Consider the following 20,599-nt stretch of genomic DNA (forward strand, 5'->3'; position numbering starts at 1 on the left):
GGTTTCCGGGAGTGGGCCACACCGTCATTGCGAGCGCAGCGAAGCAATCCAGGAAGCGTAGAGCGAGCCCTCCTGGATTGCTTCGTCGCTCACGCTCCTCGCAATGACGGGGCAGGCTGAACAGAAAATGCCCTAACGGCGCTCGCGCGGGCGGATCAGCCGGCGGTGGCCGCGCCAGTGGCGGGAGCGGCCGAGCGGGCGCAGATCCGCCCGCAGGACCAGCAGGGATTTGAACGACCGCGCTCCAGCCTGCGCCTGGCGGTTCATGCCATCGATAGAGTTCTTGCCGTCAATAGAGTTCTTGCCGTCGACACAACCGAGCCGATGGCGGGGCCGTAGCCAAGGGAGTTCACCCGACACCGAGCCCGCTTGTCCGGGTTTGAGCTCTGCGATGCCTATCGAGCGCAACGCCCGCCCCCCGGCTCGCGAGCCTTTGCTAACCCGCCTGCGAGCGCTGCGGCACCTTGCGCGCCTCATCGAGAATCGCAAAGCCCGTCCTGGCCATCGCTTCGGCCTCGTGAGCGACGACGTTCAGGACATCCGCGAGCGAGCGCAGACCGCTCTTGCGGGTCAGGATCGCCAGAGACTGCGCCAGTTCGGCGACATAGTCCGCCGTTTCGCATTGCGCTTGCGATAGCGTCGCCAGCCCGTGCAGTTCATTGCGCGCCGTCATCGCACTTGCCGATAGCCAGGCAGACGTGCCGGCTTCCTCACGATGTGCGGCCTCCGCACGATGTGATTGCGTCTCCGCAACGACAAGGTGCTTTTCCAAGGATTTCGTCGCCATGCCAGTCCCCCGAATGGCTGTCTTGTTGAGCCGTTGACAGCCGACGAGACCAAGCTAGGCACAGGATATTGACGAGCAATTTACCTTTCTTGCAGCCCTCTCATGCCATTTAGGGTCAATTCGAGCAATTTTTGCGTTAACTTTCGCTTAAGAATACACGTCACACGCGAAATTTGCTCGACATACCATCCAACGCAATCGCGAGGCCATTGTGCCGGCTCAGGCCGGGCGTACCGCCGGCTTGCCATTCGGCGGCGTGACAAAATCTGCACCCGCTCTCACGAGGGCGTGATAAATTTTTTCGACCGCAGTGGCATGCGAGCCGACGAAGCCGTCGAACTCCTCGATGCGACGGATGGTCGAGACGGGTACGCCGGTGGCTTCCGAGAGCTGCTTCACCGACCAGTTGACGATGCCGCGCCCGCCGCGAATCTGGGCGCCGCTGAGCCCGCCTGTCGCACAGCTCGGCGCGGGCCATTCCTTGCTGGCGTGGATGTCGATGCAGCCGCCGACCCATTCGGTGATCTCGCCGGCATCGTCACGGACCGGGACGCTGCGCGCGCACACCCAGCGATAGCTGCCGTCGAGCAGGCGGACCCGCATCTCGATCTCGCAGACCCGGCCGGTTTCAAGCGCCCTGTTGCGCTCGGCGACGACGCGCTCGGTATCGTCGGGATGGAGCATCGCGACCCAGCCCCAATCCCGGCTGTGTTCGGGGTCCTGCCCCGTCAGCTCCTCCCAGCCCTCGAGCCATTCGATCCGCCCATCCGGCCCGGCGCTCCACCAGACCGGGGTGCAGGCCGTGGCCATCGCATCGAAGCGTCGCTGGCTCGCCTTGATCAGCTGCCGCGCCTCGTATTCGGCGGATACGTCGAGGAAGGATCCGACCAGACGATGCGGCCTGCCACGATCATCCAGCAGGAACTCGGCATTGACCCTCACCCAGCGCAACTGCCCTTTCGGGTTGAGGATCCGAATATCGCGGTGGAGCGGCATGGCGTTGCGCAAGCTCAGTTCGATCTCGGCGCGCGGGCCAAGATCGGCCGGGTGAATCAGCGCATGGAACATCTCTTCGGACGGCTGGTGCGTTGCCGGATCGAGGCCCAGCAACCGATACATGCCGGCCGACCAGCGCACCTTGCGCGACGGCAGCGCCATCGAAAAAATGCCAAGCGGAACCCGCTCCTCGATGAAGCGCAAAGTTTCACCGAAGATCTCGTCTTCGTTGAAGAAAGTCAGCATTGGACCCCCCGATCCAGTGTCGACGCGCTTCCCGGCATCTGCGCCGCAGACGCCAGTCTCGAATCACTCGCCACAATACAATTTAGAATGATGCTAAAATTGGCGGTCAAAGATAGATACACCCATCGTTGAATCGCCATTGGCTATCATAGCATAAGCAGAGCCTATCAGCTCCATCTCGAAGCGCCGGGAACATGTCCCGGTTCCGTAACGAATCGGAGATTTCGGCCAGCCGACGCCAAGGCAATTACTCGCTGGCCAAGCGCGAACGACGTCTTAATAGTAACAATGTTACAATTTCGCCAGCGGTCTGCTTATTGGCCGCGCTTGGATGCTGGAACGCTGTTTGTACCAGAAAAACGCATGGCTCAGTTGATGTAGATCACAGTTTGGAGGCGTTTGTTCACGCGCTCCAGGATCCACTTCACTCGAAAACGCTCTGTTTCTCAGTAGACATCGGCCTGATAGCGCCCGGCCTTCTTCAACGCGGCGACATAGGCCACAGCCTCGTCGGCCGAGCGGCCGCCATGCTCGGCGACGACATCGACCATGGCGCGCTCGACGTCCTTGGCCATGCGCTTGGCGTCTCCGCAGACATAGAAATGCGCGCCCTGCTCCAGCCAGGCGAAGAGCTCGGCGCCGCGCTCGCGCATGCGGTCCTGAACGTAGATCTTCTCCTTGCCGTCGCGTGACCACGCCAAGGTGAGGCCGGTGAGGACGCCTTCCTGCTTCATCGCATTCAATTCGTCCTCGTAGAAGAAATCCGAAGCCCGGCGCTGATGGCCGAAGAAGAGCCAATTCCTGCCCGGCGCTTTCGTCGCCCTACGGTCATGCAGGAAGGCGCGGAACGGGGCGATGCCGGTGCCGGGGCCGCACATGATGACTGGCGTCGCGGGGTTCTCCGGCAGGCCGAAGCCGTGCGCCCGCTGGACATAGACCGGCACCCTGTCGCCGGGCTGGACGCGCTCGGCGAGATAGGTCGAGGCCACGCCCCAGCGCGGGCGCGTGCCGATTTTGTAGCGCACCGTATCGACCGTCAGCGTGATGCGGCCGGGCGTGGCGAGATGTGAGGACGAGATCGAATAGAGCCGCGGCTGCAACGGGTCGAGCGCCTCGACGAAGGCCTCGGCCGAGAGCTTCGCCTGACCAAATTTGTGCAGCGTGCCGAGCACGTCGAGCCGGTCGAGATCGCCGTCGGGATCCTCCCCCGCCGCAAGACGCTTGGCCTTGGCGCGGGTTTCGCCGCCCGTGACATAAGAGATGAGCTGGAACAGCGCATCGGGCGCCGGTCCAAGCGCGCAATCGCTGATGAGCGCCTCACGCAGCGTCTTGCCGCTAACGGGCGCGTCCGGCCGCGCACCGAGCAGCGCGATGACCGCATCGGCCAGGCGCGGATCGTTCCGGGCGATGATGCCGAAGGCGTCGCCGACGACGTAGTCGAGCCCGCATTCCGAGAGATCGAACTCGACATGCCAGGTCTCCTTCTCCGAGCCCTCGCCATTGAGCTTGCGGCGCGAGAGGAAGGTCGCCATGGCCGGGTTTTCGCGCGAACGGCCAACCGGGCCGGCGGGTGCGACTGGCGCGGCTTCGGCCATCGGCGCCGCGGGAGCGGCGCCGCCCTCTTCCACCAGCGTCTTCAGCATGCGCAGCGTATCCTTGCCGCCGGGCGCGCAGAGGTTCAGGCGCGGCTCCTGCCCGGAAGCGATCGCTGCGGAGTAAGTCTCGCAGACATAGCCGCACTGGCCGCAATCCTGCTGCGCCATGGCGGCGAAGAGCTTGCGCGGCAAAGGCTTGCCCTGCGCGAGCTTCATGCGCTCCGCCATCTCCATGGCCGGATCGTGCCAGGGCGCGCCGTCATCGGCGGCGCCCATCACGGCGGCATTCTCGGCGGGCGAGAGCGCGGTGACGCCGGCATTGTCGAGTGAAAGCAGGCCCGCGAAAAAGCCGTTCAACCAGGAGCGCTGCTCCTCGGAGAACGGCGCGGTCTCGGGCAGGACCTGGACGATGGGGGACGGGGACTGGAGCGTCATAAGGTGCCCCTCCCCGTCATGCTCGCCCTTGTGGCGGGCATCCACGTCTTGATCATAGAACTCGACGGCGGAAGACGTGGTTGGTCGGCACAAGGCCGACCATGACGGTTATGCAGAACCGGGCTCATGCCGCGTCTCCGGTGCTCGCGACCAGCGCCTGCAACGCCTCGATCTCGTGGCGGCGGGCGAAGGCGACGAAGCTCTCGTCGGGCGCGGCGCGATGGATCTGCCAGGTGCGCAGGACCGCCTCGACCAGCGCCGGAGCGTCCTCGGCCCGAACCTTCTCGCGGAAGGGCCGCGCCATGCCGCCATCGACGCCATAGCCGCCGCCGACGAGCAGATCGTAGCCGGGCACGGTGTCGCCCTCCTCATTGACCGGCACCTTGGCGCCGATCAGGCCGATATCGCCGATATAATGCTGGGCGCAGGAGTGGTGGCAGCCGGTCAGGTGGATGTTGACCGGCGTCTCCAGCGTGATGCGCGGCTCGCAATGGGCGGCGATGGCGAGCGCATCCTCCTTGGTGTGGGCGGCGGCGAATTTGCAGCCCGTCGCGCCTGTGCAGGCGATCAGACCCGCACGCAGGATCGAGGTCTCGGCGGAGAGACCGATCGCCTCGAGATTGGCGACAACATCCTCGACCTTGGCGTCCGGCACGCCGGAGATCAGCAGGTTCTGCCAGACGGTCAGGCGGATATCGCCATCGCCGCAACTCTTGGCGATCGAGGCGATGACGCGCATCTGCGCCACGGTGAGCTTGCCGACCGGCAGCGCCACGCCGATCCAGTTCAAGCCGGCCTGGACCTGCTTGTGCACGCCGATATGGGCGAGGCGGTCATAGACCGGGCGCGGCTCCACCAGGCTCGCATCGACCCGGACCAGCTTGCGTCCGAGCTTGTCCTCGACCGCAGCGAGGAATTTGTCGAAGCCCCAGGCATCGAGCACATATTTCAAGCGCGACTTGTTGCGGTTGGTGCGGTCGCCATTGGCGATGAAGACGCGCACGATCGCGTCGGCGACCGCGACGGCGTCAGATGGCGCGACGATGACGCCGGTGTCACGCGCGAGGTCGTGATGGCCGGTGATGCCGCCCAGCGCCAGGCGATACCAGATGCCGGGCTCGATGGGCTGGCCTTCGAAACTGGCGCCCTCGCCCAGCTCTATCGCCTGGAAGCCGATATCGTTGGTGTCCTCCAGCGTCGCGATCGAACCCGCGCCGTCGAAGGCGACGTTGAACTTGCGCGGCAGGCCGTAGAGCGAGCGGTCGTTCAGGATGTGGTGGTGCCAGGCGCGGGCATGGGGACGCGTATCGAGCAGTTCGAGCGGGTCGATGCCGGCCGTGGCTGAGCCCGTGACGTTGCGGATATTGTCGGCACCCGAGCCTTTGGCGGTGAGGCCGAGATCGGCAAGCCCTTCGAGCAGCAGGGCTGCGTTCTCGGCGCTGATCTCGCGGACCTGCAGATTGGCGCGGGTGGTGACATGGGCATAGGGGCCGCAGAACTTTTCCGCGAGATCGGCGACGCCTTCGAACTGCCAGGCCTTCAGGATGCCGTTGGGAATGCGCAGCCGGCACATATAGCTGTTCTGCGCGGGGGCAACGTAGAACAGGCCGTGATAGCGCCAGCGGAAATTGTCCTCGGGCTTGGGATAGGTGCCGGCCTCGGCCTGCGCCTTGAAGCGGGCATAGGCGTCGAAGGGGTGCTCGGCCGCCTTCCATTTCTCCTGATCAACGAGTTTGCCGCCGCCGGCAACGATGCGCGCCTGCGCCTCCTGATGCTCCTTGTCGGGACCGGCCGGCGCGGCGGCGCCGGCCCCCGCAGCCCCGCCGAGCGGGCCCAGCCCACGCGCGGCGCGGGCGGACTGCATGCCGCTCATGAAGCCTTCGAGATAGCGCTTCTGGTCCGGGCTGAAATCGTCACTCATGGCTGGCGCCCTCCCTTCTCCCACCCATCTCGGGCTTGCCCGAGATGGGTACCCAAGTGCGCATGTCGGAAACATCCGACATGCGTGGGGAGAAGGTGGCAGCGCGAAGCGCTGACGGATGAGGGGGCGCTGTGAGCTTTTCGTCTGGCCGAACACGACGCTAACCGGATAGGGCACGGCGCCCCCTCATCCGGCCCTCCGGGCCACCTTCTCCCGATCAAAGTCGGCTGTTGCCGACTTTGACACTTGGAGTTGCCCATCTCGGGCAAGCCCGAGATGGGTGGGGAGAAGGGAGTGCCCCGTGCTGCACTCTTCATCAAACCCATCATCACGCCGCCTCGACGAAGCGGTGGCGCTCGTAGAGGAACTTCAGCACCGCCTCGCGGGCGGCGATGTAGCTGCGGTCGGCGACCAGATCGAGCCGCTTGCGCGGACGCTCGAGCCGGACGTCGAGCACCTCGCCGATGCGGGCCGAGGGGCCGTTGGTCATCATCACGATCCGGTCGGAGAGCAGCACGGCTTCATCGACGTCATGAGTGATCATGATCATGGTGTTTCCGAGCGCGGCATGGATCTGCATGATCGAATCCTGCAGATGGGCGCGCGTCAGCGCATCGAGCGCGCCGAAGGGCTCGTCGAGCAGCAGGATCTTGGGTTCCATCGCCAGCCCGCGGGCAATGCCGACGCGCTGCTTCATGCCGCCCGAGATCTCAGCCGGGCGCTTGTCCCTGGCATGGCCCATCTGGACGAGGTCGAGATTATGCATGATCCAGTCATGCCGCTCGGCCTTGCTCTTCTGGCGGCCGAAAACCTTGTTCACGGCGAGCGCGACATTGTCGTAGACGGTGAGCCAGGGCAGCAGCGAATGGTTCTGGAAGACGACGGCGCGCTCGGGCCCCGGCGAATTGACCTCCTTGCCCTCCAGCAGCACCGCGCCGGCGCTGACCGGGGTCAAACCCGCGATGATGTTGAGCAGGGTCGACTTGCCGCAGCCGGAATGGCCGATCACCGAGACATATTCGCCCTTCTCGATGACGAGGTTGATGTCCTTGAGTACGTCGGTCGTCGCGGAGCCGCGCTGGAAGCGTTTGTCGACATGATCGATCTTGAGATAGCTCATCGCATCCTCCTCAATTGGTCAGGGTGCCACGGGTGACGATGGTGCCGATGAAGGCAACGAGGCGGTCGAGCACGAAGCCGACGACGCCGATGTAGATGAGCGCCACGATGATGTCGGACAGGCGCGAGGAGTTCCACGCATCCCAGATGAAGAAGCCGATGCCGACGCCCCCGGTCAGCATCTCGGCCGCGACGATGGCGAGCCAGGACAGGCCGACGCCGATGCGCAAGCCCGTGAAGATGTAGGGCGCGGCGGAGGGCACCATGATCTTGAAGAAGAACTCGATCTGGTTCAGCCGCAGCACCTGCGCGACATTGCGGTAATCCTGCGGGATGTTGCGGATGCCGACGGCGGTGTTGATGATCACCGGCCAGATCGCTGTGATGAAGATCACGAAGATCGCCGAGGGCTGGCTGTCGCGGAACGCCGCCAGCGAGAGCGGTAGCCAGGCGAGCGGCGGCACGGTGCGCAGCACCTGGAAGACCGGATCGAGCCCGCGCATCGCCCAGACCGACTGGCCGACGAGCGCGCCCAGCAGCACGCCGACGACCGCCGCCAGGCTGAAGCCGATGGCGACGCGCTGGAGCGAGACCAGGATGCGCCAGCCCAGGCCGATATCCTGCGATCCGTTCCAGAAGAACGGCTCGGTGATCAGGTCCTTGGCTTCCGCCCAGATCTTCGTCGGCGGCGGCAGCGAGGATTGCGGGCCATGCGCGGTGAGCTGCCAGACCAGCAGGATCAGCGTGACCGTGATCAGCGGCGGCAGGATGTTGACGAGAACCGCCTTGAGCCAGGCGCCGAGCCGCTCGCGCAGCGGCTTGCCCGCAACCGCCGGCAGGGCCACCACCTGCGCCTGCACGGCCGATAATGCGACGACCTTCGCGCCTGCGGTCGCATTCTTCAAGACAGTCTGACCCATCCCGATACTCCTCTGATTGAATTGGTCTGTCGCGTCGCTCATGCCGCCACCGTCATGCCGCCACCGTCTCCTGCGCCTGCGCGCCGATGCGCCGGATTTCCGGCAGGCAGGAGCCGCAATTCGTGCCGGCCTTGAGCTGCCGGCCGATATCCTCGGGCGTCATCGCGCCACCGCCAGCGAAGGCGGCGCGGATCGCATTGAGGCCGACGCCGAAACATGCGCAGACCGTGGGGCCGGGATCGGCCGCGCCATCGAGCCGGCGGCCGGCGAGCAGTGCGAGCCGGTTTTCCGGCGCGAAGCCGGCGTCGGCGAAGGCGAGCTTGACCGTGTCCCAGAGCGGGGCGCGCCTGGAGGGGCCGACGAAGAGTGCGGCGATCAGCCTGCCTTCACGCGTCACGGCGCAGCGATAGGCGCCACCCTGCCGGTCGATCATTTCGGTGAGACCGTCCTCACCGAAGGCTGAGCGCACCGCCTCCATCAGATCATCGACCGAGGCGTCGGTCGCAAACAACCGGCCCTGCCCGCCTTCGACCGCAACGCTCGCCCACCAGCATCCCGCCGGCAAAGCGAAGGCCTCACGCGACAGCACGAAGCCTTGCGATGCATAGCTCACGGCCGTGATCGACGAGGGCGTCGCCTTCAACTCGGGCTGGCCGGAATAGGGATCGCAGAAGGGCTGCACGGCCGCGCCGATACGCGCATCCGACGCCGTCTCGGCCGACCAGTGGATCGGCGCGAAGAGCGAGCCGGCCGGCACGCCCTCGTCGTGCAGGACCTTGAGCACGACCGCGCCATGGGTGTTCGCGATGCGGGCAAAACCGCCCTCTTCCACGCCGAAACGGGCGGCATCGGCCGGATTCACATGGACACTGGGCTCGCTGACATGGGCAGAGAGGCGCGGGCTCAGGCCGGTGCGCGTCATGCTATGCCAGTGGTCGCGGACGCGGCCCGTATTGAGCAGCAGCGGAAAAGCCTCGCTCGGCTCAGCCGCCAGCGCCGGCATGGCGAGCGGCTTCATCTGGGCGCGGCCATCGGGCGTGAAGAAGCCGCCATTGGCGAAGAGACGGGCCGTGCCCTGCGATTGACCGGCGGGCACAGGCCATTGCACGGGCCTGAGCGCATCATAGCTGCGCTTCGTCAGCCCGGCATGAGCGCCGATGTCGAAATCGCGGGTGCCGTCATTCTCGAAGGCGGACAGCGCGGCATGCTCGGCATAGATTTCGGAGGCATCGGCGAAGCCGAAGCCGGCGGCGAAGCCCAGCCGCCTGGCGATCTCGCAGATGATCCACCAATCCGGCCTGACCTCGCCCGGCAAGGGCAGGAAGGCGCGCTGGCGCGAGATGCGCCGCTCGGAATTGGTGACCGTGCCGTCCTTCTCGCCCCAGGCCGCAGCCGGCAGGATGAAATGCGGCTTGGCGGCGAGCGTGTCGTTGGAGAGCACGTTCTCAGAGACGATGAAGAGGTCGAGCCCCTGCAGCGCCGCCATGACATGGTCGGCGCGCGGCAGGGAGACGGCCGGGTTGGTCGCCATGACCCAGAGCGCCTTGATGCGCTTGTCCGCCACCGCATCGAGCATGGCGACGGCCTTCAAGCCTTCATGCTGCGCCATGTTGGGCGCATTCCAGAAGCGGCGGACGCGGTCGATCTCGACGGCCGCGTAGCCCATATGGGCGGCGAGCATATTGGCGAGCCCGCCGACCTCGCGCCCGCCCATGGCGTTGGGCTGGCCGGTCAGCGAGAACGGCCCGCCGCCGGGGCGGCCGATGCGGCCGGTGGCGAGATGGCAATGCAGGATCGAGGCGACTTTGTCGGTGCCTTGCGCCGACTGGTTGACGCCCTGGCTCCAGGCCGTGACCACGGCAGGCGTGCCCGCCCAGAGCGCGTAGAAGGCAGCGATATCGGCCGGGCTCAAGCCGGTGCGCGCGGAGACGGCGGCGATGTCGGGCGCGATGCCGCGCGCATTCTCCAACGCGGCCTCGAAACCGCTGGTGTGGCGCGCGAGATAGGTCGCGTCGGTCAGGCTGTGCTCGGCGAGATGAACGAGCAGCCCTGCGAACAGGACGCTGTCGGAGCCCGGCTTGAGCTGCAGGACGAGGTCGCAATCCTCGGCGGTGGCCGTCACGCGCGGATCGATGACGACGACCTTGGCGCCGCGCTCGCTGCGGTTCTGCTGGATGCGACGGAACAGCACCGGATGGCACCAGGCGGTGTTCGAGCCGACCAGCACGATCAGATCGGCGCTGTCGAGGTCCTCGTAGTTGCCCGGCACGGTGTCGGAGCCGAAGACGCGCTTGTGGCCGGCGACCGTGGAGGACATGCACAGCCGCGAATTGGTGTCGACATGGGGCGAGCCGATGAAGCCCTTCATCAGCTTGTTGGCGACGTAATAATCCTCGGTGAGGAGCTGGCCGGAGAGATAGAAGGCGACGGCCTCAGGGCCCTCGCGCCGGATGAGCGAGCGGAAGCCCTCGGCAACCGCATCGAGCGCCAGCTCCCAGGTGACGCGGTCATAGCCGCCCGCCGCATTGCGCTTCAGCGGGTGCAGCACTCGGCTGCCCAGGCCAAGCGTCTCACCAAGCGCCGAGCCCTTCGAGCAGAGCCGGCCGAGATTGGCGGGGTGGGCAGGATCGCCTGCGATCACGGCTCCGCCCCTGCCATCGCGCGTCGCCAGAACGCCGCAGCCAACCCCGCAATAAGGGCAGGTGGTGCGGATCGCCGGATCGGGAATGCCGGGGCCGAGCGAGGCGTCGTCGATGCGCATGTCAGGCGGCCTCCCTGATGCAGTAAGGCTCGCCGAAAGGCAGATCAGCGCGGATCGCCGAGATCTCCTGCCCTGAGCGGATCAGGCCGAGATAGAACAGGGCGCCTTGCGTATCGCCGACGAGGACACAGCCCGCGAGCCTGCCCTCGCGCAGCACGAATTTGCGGTAGATGCCGGCGGTGGGATCGCGCAGCACGAGGATCTCGGCGCCCTCGCCCGCCTCGAATTCGCCGGCAGAGAAGACGCCGACGCCGCTGACCTTGAGATTGGTCGCAAGCAGGGAGCCGGCATAAGCCGCCTCCACCCCTGCGGATTTTTGGCCCGCAAGCCGCATCGCCAGCACGCGCGCCTGCTCATAGGCCGGCTCGACGAGGCCATAGACCTGGCCGCGATGCTCGGCGCATTCACCAATCGCGAAGACATTGGCATCCTCGCTCGCCATCGCATCGTCGACGACGACGCCGCGATTGACGGCAAGCCCCGCCGCCTTGGCGAGATCGATATTGGGCCGCACGCCGATGGCGATGACGACGAGATCGGCAGGGATGATCGTGCCGTCCTGAAGCTCGACGCCCTCGACCTTGTCCGTGCCGACAAAGCCCTTGGTCGCGCTATTCAACCGGACAGCGATGCCGCGCGCCGTGATCGCGGCCGCGAGCAGGCCCGCGCCCTCGGCATCGAGCTGGCGCTCCATCAACCGGTCGACCAGATGCAGCAGCGTGACCTGCCCGCCGGCTTTTGAGAGTCCATAGGCGGCCTCGAGCCCGAGCAGGCCGCCGCCGATGACGACGATGCGCGCGCCGCGCTGCGCATAGGCCCGCATCATTCCGACATCGGCGGTGTCGCGGAAGGTCGCAACGCCCGGCAGATCGCCGCCCGGGAAAGGCGGCTTCAGAGGCTTGGAGCCGGTGGCGAGGACGAGCTTGCCGTAAGGCAGGGCCAGCCCGTCCTCCAGTGTGACCGTCCTGGCCGCACGGTCGATGCCGGCAACGGCGCGGCCATAGATCATCGAGACGCCGCGCGCCCGCCACCAGGCGGCGGGCTTCAGCTCGATATCGGGCTCGGCGATCTCGCCCGCCAACAAGGGCGAGAGCAGCACTCGGTTATAGGCAAGCCGGCCTTCCGCGCCGATCACCGCGATGGAATAGCGACCGAGCGCGCGCTGGCTGAGCTCGTCAACCAGCCGCGTTGCGGCCATGCCCTTCCCCACGATGATCAGCGGCTCGGCCATGCGGTCAGGCCCCCGCCGTCATTGCGAGCGCAGCGAAGCAATCCAGGAGGGCCTCGGGCTCAGTCCTCTGGATTGCTTCGTCGCTACGCTCCTCGCAATGACGGGGAGCGCTAGTGCTGATCATGCTGCGGATCGCGGGCATCGTTCAGGCGATCCGCTTGATCTTGAGCGCCTTGAGATAGTCCAGCGGCGCGGCGGGATCGAACTTCACGCCGTCGAAGAAGGTCTCGACGCCGCGCGAATCCACTGTGGGAGCCCCCGCCACGCCGAGCGTCTTGGCAGCCTCGCGCCAGAGGTCGGCCCTGTTGGTCTTGTCGACCAGGGCCTTGATGTCGATCGTCGGCTCGAACTTGCCCCAGCGGATGTTCTCAGTGACGAACCAGCTGTCATGGCTCTTGAAGGGATGGGAGACTTCGCCGCCCTCGCCCCAGAACTTCATGTAGAGATTGGTGCCCTTCACCTCGCGGCCATTGCCGTAATTGATGTCGCCCTGCAGGCGCTTGTTGATGTCGGTGACGGGGACGTTGAACCATTGCCGGCGGCCGACGATCTCGGCGAGTTCCTGGCGGTTCTCCATCTTGTCAGCCCAGATCTGTGCCTCCATCACCGCCATCAGGATGGCCTGCGTCGCCTTGGGATTGGCGTCGACGAAATCGGCGCGCATGCCGAGGATCTTCTCGGGATGCTTGAACCAGAGCTCGCCGGTGGTGAGCGCGGTGTAGCCGATGTTCTGGTTGACCAACTGCTCGTTCCAGGGCTCGCCGACGCAGAAGCAGTCCATCGTGCCGACCTTCATGTTCGCCACCATCTGCGGCGGCGGCACGGTGATGACCTTGATGTCGCTGTCGGGGTCGATGCCGCCGGCGGCAAGCCAGTAGCGGATCCAGAGATCATGGGTGCCGCCCGGAAAGGTCATCGCGGCTGTGAGCTCCTTGCCGGCCGCCCTCTTGCGCTCGAAGGCCAGCTTCAGCGGCGAGGAATCCTTCTGGACGTTGAGGTCCTTGTATTCGTTCGAGACCGAGATCGCCTGACCGTCCTGGTTGAGGTTCAGCAGCGTGTACATCGGCAAAGGCTGGCCGTTCTGCATCACCTTGCCGGTGCTGTAGAGATGCGTCTTCGGGCGCAGGATGTGGCCGCCATCGATGCCGTTGTTCTTGAAGCCGAGCGCCATGTTGTCGCGCGTCGCGCCCCAGGAGGCCTGCTTGGCGATGTCCATGTCGGGCAGGCCGTATTTGGCGAAGAGGCCCTTCTCCTTGGCGAGAATGAGGGGTGCGGCGTCCGTCAAGGCGATGTAGCCGAGGCGCGTGCCCTTGAGCTCCGGTCCGGCGGATTGCGCGAAGGCGCCCGATGGCAGCGCGGTCCTGGCAGCGGCGAGCAAGGCGGCCGCGCCGGAGAGTTTTAGGAGCTGGCGGCGGCTGGCGGCGGCCTTCACCGGCTTCACCCTGGTCTCGACTGTCTCGGTCATCGATCGCCTCTCTGCTGGACTGAAAGCTGGGGTCTGGGTCGAACTCGTCTGCGCCGCCAGAACGAAAAACGCCGCGCGAAAGCACCCGGGTGAGGCACGTTCGACAGCGGCGTTGCTGTGCGTTTCGATCTGAAATTGGGCGCGGGCAGCCTTGGCCGCGTTACGCCGAGACAAACAAGGATCGTGCCAACCGGCTCAGGTCAGGACAATTCTTAGAATTTCAACAACTTAGAGGTAACAGGCCTCTACCGGCAGCAGTCGCAGCGCCCGATATTGCGCCGCACAATTCAACCGCAGTCGCACAAAAAATGCGCAAACCCTCAGGGACGGCTGGTGCTGCCTGCAAAGAGAGCAGGCCGGAAGACGGCCCTGGCCTGCTCCGTCATCTCCGGGCTGCGGATGATCTGGCCGGCCTGTTCCATGCCTGCGAGAATCCAGTCGGCATGCGCGGGATCGGGCCGCAGCGCCTCGCGGTCGAAGCGGATGAAGCGCTCGACCTTGCGGGGCGCCCGCCCCGCTCCCTGCAGCAATTCCCAATGCAGCACCGGCTCCAGGATATCGGCGGGCAGCGCGAGCCGATCAGGCTTCGACAGATGCATGGCGAGGCGGCCGAAGTTGGCGGGCTGGCAGGCCCAGTCGCTCGCCCGCAAGATCGCGGCATTGAGCTTCGAGACCGCAGCTGCGCGCCGTTCGGCATCGTCGGCGCGCCAGGCCAGCACCTTGTCGGGGCAGTCGCGGCGCAGATCGACGCTGCAATGGACCATGGCGCCGATGCCGGCGGCGACAGCGGCCGTGTTCCAGGGCGCGCCCGCGCAGAAGCCATCGACGCGCCCGCTGGTCAGCGCCTCAACCGTCTGCGGTGGCGGCACGACCTCGAAGCGAATGTCCTTGCCGAGGACGAGCCCGGCCTTGGCCAGCCACTCGCAGAGCAGATAGGTATGGCTGGAGAAGCCGAAGACGGCGGCGAGCGTCAATGGCGGCAGGCCCGAGGCCTTGCGGCGCGCCACCATGGCGGCGAGCGCCCGGGCGGAGATGGCGGGGTCGGCCATGTCGCCCTCGGCAAACCGCGCCAGCTCCTCATAGCGGCGCACCGAGAAGGTGATCGCCGCACCGTCGAGATTGAGCGCCAGCGGCACCGCCATCGGCGCCTTGACGCCGCCGACGCCCAATGTCGCGGCAATGGCGGCCGGCCCCAGCATATGGGCGGCGTCGAACAACCTGACATTGAGCTTGTCGCGCAGGTTCGACCAGGAGACCTCGCGCACGAGCTCGAGATTGAGACCCTCGGCCTCGGCAAAACCCTCGTCCTTCGCCAGGATGACGAGGGCGCAATCGACCAGCGGCATGAAACCGACGCGTAAGTGCAGGGTCATTTCAGCACCTCGGCGGCTGTGATGATGGAGCGCGCGATGTCGACGAGCTTGCGCTTCTCGTTCATTGCCGTGCGCCGCAGGAGCGCGTAGGCCTCTTCCTCGGGCAGGCCCTTCATACGCATGACGATGGCCTTGGCGCGGTCGATCGTCTTGCGGTCCTCGAGCTGGGAACGAGCCTCGTCGAGTTCCTCGCGCAATTTGCGGAAGGCGTTGAAGCGGCTGATGCAGGTCTGCAGGATCGGCTGCATGCGCTCCTTCTTCAACCCGTCGACGATATAGGCGGAGACGCCGGCCTCAACCGCAGCCTCGATCGAGGCCGAATCCGACTGATCGACGAACATGGTGATCGGCCGCCGGACATGCCGGCTGACCAGGAACATGTCGGCGAGCGCGTCGCGGCTGGGATCCTCGAGGTCGATGACGACCACGTCAGGGTCGTGCAGTTCGATGGCCGCGACGAGCCCGTTGGTCGCGCCGATGCGGACGAGATCGGTGAAGCCAGCCTCGCGCAGGCCCTCATCGATGATGGCTGCGCGCACCGGGTTGGCATCGACGATCAGGATTTTCAGATCTGGTCTCATGGTCCGCAAGGAGGCGCCGGCATTGCACCCGCAAGTGTTCGCCACCCGCAAGTATCCGCCACCCAGAGGTGTTACGCCGGTGTCGACAGACTGGAAAGCCAGCAAGAGTCAGGCCAGCGGCCGCGATGCCTCACGCAGCAGGAGCAGCCCGGAGCCCGCCTGCGGTCTCGATGAAGTCGACCACGGCGTCGACCCCCTCGCCCTCCTTCGTATTGGTGAAGACGAAGGGGCGCTTGCCGCGCATCAGGCGCGAATCTCGATCCATGACCGCCAGATCCGCGCCGACATGGGGGGCGAGATCGGTCTTGTTGATGACGAGCAGGTCCGAGCGGGTGATGCCCGGCCCGCCCTTACGCGGGATCTTCTCGCCGGCGGCGACGTCGATGACATAGATCGTCAGATCGGCGAGCTCGGGCGAGAAGGTCGCGGCGAGATTGTCGCCGCCGGACTCGATCAGAATGATGTCGAGATTGGGGAACTTGCCCCGCATCTCCTCGACCGCGGCAAGGTTGATCGAGCAGTCCTCGCGGATCGCGGTATGGGGGCAGCCGCCGGTCTCGACGCCCATGATGCGCTCCTGCGGCAGCGCGCCCGCCACCGTCAGCAGGCGCGCATCCTCCTTGGTGTAGATGTCGTTGGTGATGGCGCAGAGATCATAAGTGTCGCGCATGCGCTTGCAGAGCACCTCCATCAGCGCGGTCTTGCCGGAGCCGACCGGGCCGCCGATGCCGACGCGCAGGGGGCCATGAGGAGAGCGTGTCACCGATCACAATCCTTCGAAGAGCAGAACCGCGTAGCCCGCGGCGATCGCGAGGCAAGAGCCGGATGATTTCAGATGGGATCACCAAGTGATCTCATCTGAAATCTGAATCCGTCTCTCATCAAAAAGTTAGAGCAGGATCAATGCGAAAAACCGGTTCCCACTTTTTCGCATCCTGCTCTAGAGGCGCGTAGCAACACCTGTCGAGCGTGGCGAAAGGTTCGAGCACATGCTTTCGCCGCCAGGCCGGGACATAGCCCGCGATGCCTCGTAGCAAGAACACGGCCATGATCGCCACGCCCGCGCCCAGGATCAGCAGGCGGGGCGCCACGCTCGCGAAAGCCCCGGCGAGCAGCAATGGCCAGAGCGCCGTGACCGCAATCGCGGCGGCAACAGTAATGGACAGGAGCGGCGGCGGCATGCGCTTCAGCCTCGCATCGCCGACGGCGGTGCTGACGAGACCCTGCTGGGTCGAGGACGGCCAGAGGCCGCCCAGCCCCCAATAGACATGCAAGCCTGCGATCGCGGCCAGAACGAGCGCCAGAGCCGTCGCAACCACCATGATCACGAGCGGAACAGCCGCGAATACTGGGTTTCATGTCGCAAGGATGCGAGATCGGAGCGCAGGGCGCAGCCGCCGAGATCGTCGAGCGTCGCGATCTCGGCTGCGGCCGCAGCTTCATGCAAGGCCGGCACGAGACCGGCCGTGATGCGCTGCCCATCGGTCTGGCCGACGATGCCGAGCCGCACCGAGGCCGAGACGAGGTTGGCGACGAAGCCGAGCCCATAGGCCTCCAGCGCGGGCCGCAGCGGCAGGTCGTGACCGGCAGCCGCCACGCCGACCGCAATGGGATAGGCGATATCGCCCGGCCAGGCGCTCCGCAGACCCTCGATCGCCTCGCAGGGCCAGGCGGCGCGCACCGCTGCGATAAAGGCATTGCCCTGCGTCACCGTCTCCAGCCGGCGCTCGGCCGAATTGGCCAGCGCCAGGGCCAGTTCCGCCGTTTCGATGAGGCCTGCATTGTCGCCGGCTGCCACCATGCGGCAGGCATTGGCGAACAGGATCAGGTCATTGCGCAGCGAACCATGGACGACGAGGGCCTCGAGCCAGTCCCGCAGCGTTGCGGCGTCGTGAAGATCACCCGCCTCGAAAGCCCATTCCAGCCCATGCGAATAGGCGAAGGCGCCGACCGGGAAGGACGGCGACAGCCAGACCATGAGCGGGAGATGGGCCGACGACATGAGCGGCGCTCAATGGTCGTGGCTATGGCCCTTGTGACCGTGCTCGGCGCCATGCTTGTGGCCGTGGTCATGCCCGCAGCCGCAGTCGTCATCGTGAGCATGCGCTGCGTGGTCATGATCCTTGTGGTCATGCGCCTTGTGGTCATGGGCCTTGTGATCATGGCCCGCATGGTCGTGCTCGTGATCATGGTGGGCATGATCATGACCGTGGCCGGCATGATGGTCGTGCCCGCAGCCGCAAGCATCCGCCGCATCGGCGTGCCCATGGTCATGTCCGTGATCGGGATGGTCGTGGCCATGGTCATAGGCGCCGCGCTCGGGCTGGAAGGGGCGCGTCACCGCGCTCATGGCGCAGCCCTGGCCGCGGATCATCTCCGCCAGGACATGGTCGTTCTCGATATAGATCGCGTCGCCGCTGATCTCGGCCGGGGTGTGGCGGTTGCCGATATGCCAGGCCAGCCGCATCAGGCGCAGCGGGTTCTCGGCGCGGATCTCGAGCAGGCTTTGGGCGGCAGCCTTGATCACGACCAGTCGGCCGTCCTCGAGCCTGACCGCGTCACCGTCGCCAAGCGCGGTCGGCTTGTCCAAGTCGAGCAGGATATCGAGCCCGCCATCGCCCTTGAGCGCGAGGCGGCGGCGATTGCGATCCTCATGGTCGAGCGTCAGCGTCTCGACGATCTTGTCTGCTTTGACTGCAGCCTTGCGAACGACGGAGGTGGCACGCAGCATGATGTTTAAACCCGTGACGATGGTGGATCAGAGGCGGTCGATGGACCGCGGTTCGACCACTTCGATCACCGGAGGGGCGCTGACGCAAGCCCCTGCGACATTGAGGAAGGCGATGAGATGCGGTGCAGCCATGTGCCGATCGACATCGGCACGCGTCTCCCAATGCTCCACGGTCATGAAACGGCCGGGCTCGGTGAGACTCTCATGCATGTCATAGGAAAGGCAGCCCTGCTCGCGGCGGGTGGCGATGATGCAGTCGCGCGCAGCGGCAGTGAATGTGGCGCGCGCATCGGCCAACACCTGCGCTCGCGCGATGACGATAATCGGATCGGACATATGGCCTGAAGCTCCGGAACGATCGAGGGTTGCCTGATTCATGGATTACATCTCAACGTTGTATCCGGATGCAACAGCACAAGCTGCATGGTTGACCGAAGACTAACAAAAAAGACGCGTCGGAGACGGTTTGAGAGTTGAGCCCTCATCCTGGGGAGCCGCGCAGCGGTGGCCCGGGATCTGAAGCGCGTCATGGTCGGGCTTGACCCGACCATCTCGTAGACCAGAGCACTCTGGTCATGAGATTCTTGGGGCGCAAGATTCTTAGGGCGCAAGCCCGAGAATGACGGTAGGGCGCGGGAAGCCCTTCTCCCCTCGCGGGAGAAGGTGGCTCGGCGCAGCCGAGACGGATGAGGGGGCGCTGTGAGCTTTCCGACTAGCCGCACACGACGCCAACCGGATAGGGCACGGCGCCCCCTCATCCGGCGCTGCGCGCCACCTTCTCCCGCCAGGGGAGAAGGGAAAAGGTGCGCGTCATTCTCGGGCGCAGCGCAGCGAAGACCTGAGAATCTCAGTCCGGAAAAGCTCCGGCAAAAGCAGGCTCCTCCCGCGCAAGATTCTTGGGGCGCAAGCCCGAGAATGACGCTCTCAGCGCCCGGCCATGCCCACTGCTGCGATCTTGCGCGGCTGCTCCTCGCCAACACCTGCGCGCTTGTCGAAGGCCTTCTGCGCCCGGCTGATCTCGCCATGGTGCTCATAGGCCCACAGGCCGAGCGCCTGGACAGGCAACCAAAGCGAGCGGCCGAGATCGGTCAGCTCATAATCGACGCGCGGCGGGATCGTCGGGAAGACCGTGCGGTTGACTAGCCCGTCGCGCTCGAGCCCGCGCAAGGTCAAGGTCAGCATGCGCTGCGAAATGCCATCGACCATGCGCTTGATCTCGTTGAAGCGCCTGGGACCCTCGCCGAGCAGGCGAACGATCTGGACGCTCCATTTATCGCCGATGCGTGCGAGAACCGGCGCGACGACCCGACAGCTTTCAGTCACATCCGTGTGCCCCTGTTCCAAAAATGTGCCTCCTTGTCGTGATTTAGGCAGGCTCGTACATAGCCTCAGTATCAAACATATACCAGAGAGGCTTCCCATGAAACTGCTTCATCTCGACTCCAGCATCCTTGGCGAGAACTCGGCCAGCCGCGAGGTTTCGGCAGCCATCGTCGCCCGCCTGCGCCAGGCCGATCCGAGCCTCGACGTGACCTATCGCGACCTCGCGGCCGACCCCGTCCCGCATCTCTCGGGCGCCTATCTCGCCGCCGCGGCCGGAGCGCCGGGCAGCGAGGCGCTCCAGCAGGAGGTCGCCACCAGCACAGCGATCATGGACGAGTTCCTCGCCGCCGATACCGTCGTGATCGGCGCGCCGATGTACAATTTCACCATCTCGACCCAACTCAAGGCCTGGATCGATCGCATCGCCGTCCGCGGCAAGACCTTCAGCTATTCGGAGAACGGCCCTCAGGGCCTGGCCGGCGGCAAGCGCGTCATCATCGCGGTCGCGCGCGGCAATCTCTACGGGCCCGGCGCGCCGGCCGCACCGCTCGATTTCCAGGAGCCTTATCTGCGCGCCGTGTTCGGTTTCCTCGGCATCAGCGATGTCGAGTTCGTCCGCGCCGAGGGCATCAACTTCAGCCCCGAGCACCGCAAGGCCGCGCTGGCGAGCGCGCAGGAGGCAGCCGCCGCGCTCAAGCCGACCCTGCCCAAGGCGGCGTGACCGCAGACTGCTTTGATATCATTGCGCTTTCGTGAGGCTTAGTAGCACAGATCGACGTTTGTGCGGCTAAGATCGAGGTTGCACCTAATGGCCATCCTCGCCGTCATTCCAGACAAGCGGCGTAAGCCGCGCCGATCCGGCAACTGTGTTGTTTGGTGTGTCATGCTTGGAAGGCGGTGTCAGTTTTGAGCATGGCGTTGAGGACGGTGAGGAGCTTTCTTGCGACGGCGATGATGGCGACTTTTGCGGCTGCGCTTCTTGCGCGGACCGCGTCGTAGAAGGTCTTGAAGCGCGCAGATGTCCGGATGGCGGCCAGCGCGGCCATGTAGAGGGCTTTGCGGACGCGTCGCCTTCCACCCCTGATCATGCGCTGTCCGCGCCTGCGCCCGCTGTC

20 protein-coding genes are annotated in these 20,599 nt (G+C 65.7%); 1 reads left to right on the forward strand and 19 read right to left on the reverse strand.

Annotated elements, in window-relative coordinates; genetic code table 11:
• Nucleotides 1-132: 132 nt before the first annotated feature.
• From BMZ97_RS31780 to BMZ97_RS25340, 18 genes are all read right to left on the reverse strand, one after another.
• Nucleotides 133-267 (reverse strand): hypothetical protein, encoded by a 135-nt coding sequence (locus tag BMZ97_RS31780; protein WP_280141785.1) that lies wholly within the window; start codon nt 265-267, stop codon nt 133-135.
• Between the two features lie 169 nt (nt 268-436).
• Nucleotides 437-673 carry a hypothetical protein gene (locus BMZ97_RS25260; protein ID WP_092176391.1) on the reverse strand — a complete coding sequence of 79 codons (237 nt, stop codon included), beginning with the start codon at nt 671-673 and terminating at the stop codon, nt 437-439.
• A 333-nt stretch (nt 674-1,006) separates the two neighbouring features.
• On the reverse strand, nt 1,007-2,029 hold the full coding sequence (locus BMZ97_RS25265) for a PAS domain-containing protein (protein WP_092176394.1): 1,023 nt from the start codon (nt 2,027-2,029) through the stop codon (nt 1,007-1,009).
• Nucleotides 2,030-2,475: 446 nt separating this feature from the next.
• Nucleotides 2,476-4,059, reverse strand: a complete 1,584-nt coding sequence (locus BMZ97_RS25270; protein WP_092176396.1) for a sulfite reductase subunit alpha — start codon at nt 4,057-4,059, stop codon at nt 2,476-2,478.
• A gap of 124 nt (nt 4,060-4,183) precedes the next feature.
• Entirely contained in the window at nt 4,184-5,980 is a 1,797-nt protein-coding gene (locus tag BMZ97_RS25275) for a NirA family protein (protein WP_092176399.1), read from the reverse strand.
• A gap of 328 nt (nt 5,981-6,308) precedes the next feature.
• Nucleotides 6,309-7,100 (reverse strand): ABC transporter ATP-binding protein, encoded by a 792-nt coding sequence (locus tag BMZ97_RS25280; protein ID WP_092176402.1) that lies wholly within the window; start codon nt 7,098-7,100, stop codon nt 6,309-6,311.
• Nucleotides 7,101-7,110: 10 nt separating this feature from the next.
• Complete coding sequence (gene ntrB, locus BMZ97_RS25285; protein ID WP_092176465.1) at nt 7,111-8,019, reverse strand: nitrate ABC transporter permease; 909 nt, start codon at nt 8,017-8,019, stop codon at nt 7,111-7,113.
• 52 nt (nt 8,020-8,071) lie between these two features.
• Nucleotides 8,072-10,780, reverse strand: a complete 2,709-nt coding sequence (locus BMZ97_RS25290; protein WP_092176404.1) for a nitrate reductase — start codon at nt 10,778-10,780, stop codon at nt 8,072-8,074.
• Nucleotide 10,781: 1 nt separating this feature from the next.
• Nucleotides 10,782-12,011 (reverse strand): NAD(P)/FAD-dependent oxidoreductase, encoded by a 1,230-nt coding sequence (locus tag BMZ97_RS25295; protein WP_092176407.1) that lies wholly within the window; start codon nt 12,009-12,011, stop codon nt 10,782-10,784.
• A 145-nt stretch (nt 12,012-12,156) separates the two neighbouring features.
• Nucleotides 12,157-13,476: a CmpA/NrtA family ABC transporter substrate-binding protein gene (locus BMZ97_RS25300; RefSeq protein WP_092176410.1), complete on the reverse strand. Its 1,320-nt coding sequence runs from the start codon at nt 13,474-13,476 to the stop codon at nt 12,157-12,159.
• A 320-nt stretch (nt 13,477-13,796) separates the two neighbouring features.
• Nucleotides 13,797-14,849: a CmpA/NrtA family ABC transporter substrate-binding protein gene (locus BMZ97_RS25305; protein ID WP_092176412.1), complete on the reverse strand. Its 1,053-nt coding sequence runs from the start codon at nt 14,847-14,849 to the stop codon at nt 13,797-13,799.
• Nucleotides 14,846-15,430 carry an ANTAR domain-containing response regulator gene (locus BMZ97_RS25310; RefSeq protein WP_069690482.1) on the reverse strand — a complete coding sequence of 195 codons (585 nt, stop codon included), beginning with the start codon at nt 15,428-15,430 and terminating at the stop codon, nt 14,846-14,848. Before BMZ97_RS25310 ends, BMZ97_RS25305 begins: the two co-directional genes overlap by 4 nt.
• A gap of 130 nt (nt 15,431-15,560) precedes the next feature.
• Nucleotides 15,561-16,193, reverse strand: coding sequence for an urease accessory protein UreG (gene ureG, locus BMZ97_RS25315; protein ID WP_092176415.1), 633 nt, complete (start codon nt 16,191-16,193; stop codon nt 15,561-15,563).
• A 118-nt stretch (nt 16,194-16,311) separates the two neighbouring features.
• Nucleotides 16,312-16,752 (reverse strand): DUF3995 domain-containing protein, encoded by a 441-nt coding sequence (locus BMZ97_RS25320; protein ID WP_092176417.1) that lies wholly within the window; start codon nt 16,750-16,752, stop codon nt 16,312-16,314.
• Between the two features lie 2 nt (nt 16,753-16,754).
• Nucleotides 16,755-17,432, reverse strand: a complete 678-nt coding sequence (locus tag BMZ97_RS25325; protein WP_092176420.1) for an urease accessory protein UreF — start codon at nt 17,430-17,432, stop codon at nt 16,755-16,757.
• A gap of 9 nt (nt 17,433-17,441) precedes the next feature.
• On the reverse strand, nt 17,442-18,161 hold the full coding sequence (locus BMZ97_RS25330; protein ID WP_092176423.1) for an urease accessory protein UreE: 720 nt from the start codon (nt 18,159-18,161) through the stop codon (nt 17,442-17,444).
• Nucleotides 18,162-18,188: 27 nt separating this feature from the next.
• A complete protein-coding gene (locus BMZ97_RS25335) occupies nt 18,189-18,497 on the reverse strand; it encodes a putative quinol monooxygenase (RefSeq protein ID WP_175525735.1) in 309 nt (102 codons plus the stop codon).
• Nucleotides 18,498-19,085: 588 nt separating this feature from the next.
• Nucleotides 19,086-19,484 (reverse strand): winged helix-turn-helix transcriptional regulator, encoded by a 399-nt coding sequence (locus BMZ97_RS25340; RefSeq protein ID WP_244546592.1) that lies wholly within the window; start codon nt 19,482-19,484, stop codon nt 19,086-19,088.
• A 97-nt stretch (nt 19,485-19,581) separates the two neighbouring features.
• On the opposite strand from BMZ97_RS25340, the gene BMZ97_RS25345 reads away from it, so the two are divergent.
• Complete coding sequence (locus tag BMZ97_RS25345) at nt 19,582-20,205, forward strand: FMN-dependent NADH-azoreductase (protein WP_092176431.1); 624 nt, start codon at nt 19,582-19,584, stop codon at nt 20,203-20,205.
• Between the two features lie 160 nt (nt 20,206-20,365).
• Here the strand turns inward: BMZ97_RS25345 and BMZ97_RS25350 are convergent.
• Nucleotides 20,366-20,599 (reverse strand): transposase (locus BMZ97_RS25350; protein ID WP_139221335.1); only part of this gene is annotated, 234 nt, incomplete at its 5' end.

This window comes from Allobosea sp. OK403 (assembly GCF_900113835.1).
Taxonomy (GTDB): Bacteria; Pseudomonadota; Alphaproteobacteria; order Rhizobiales; family Beijerinckiaceae; genus Allobosea.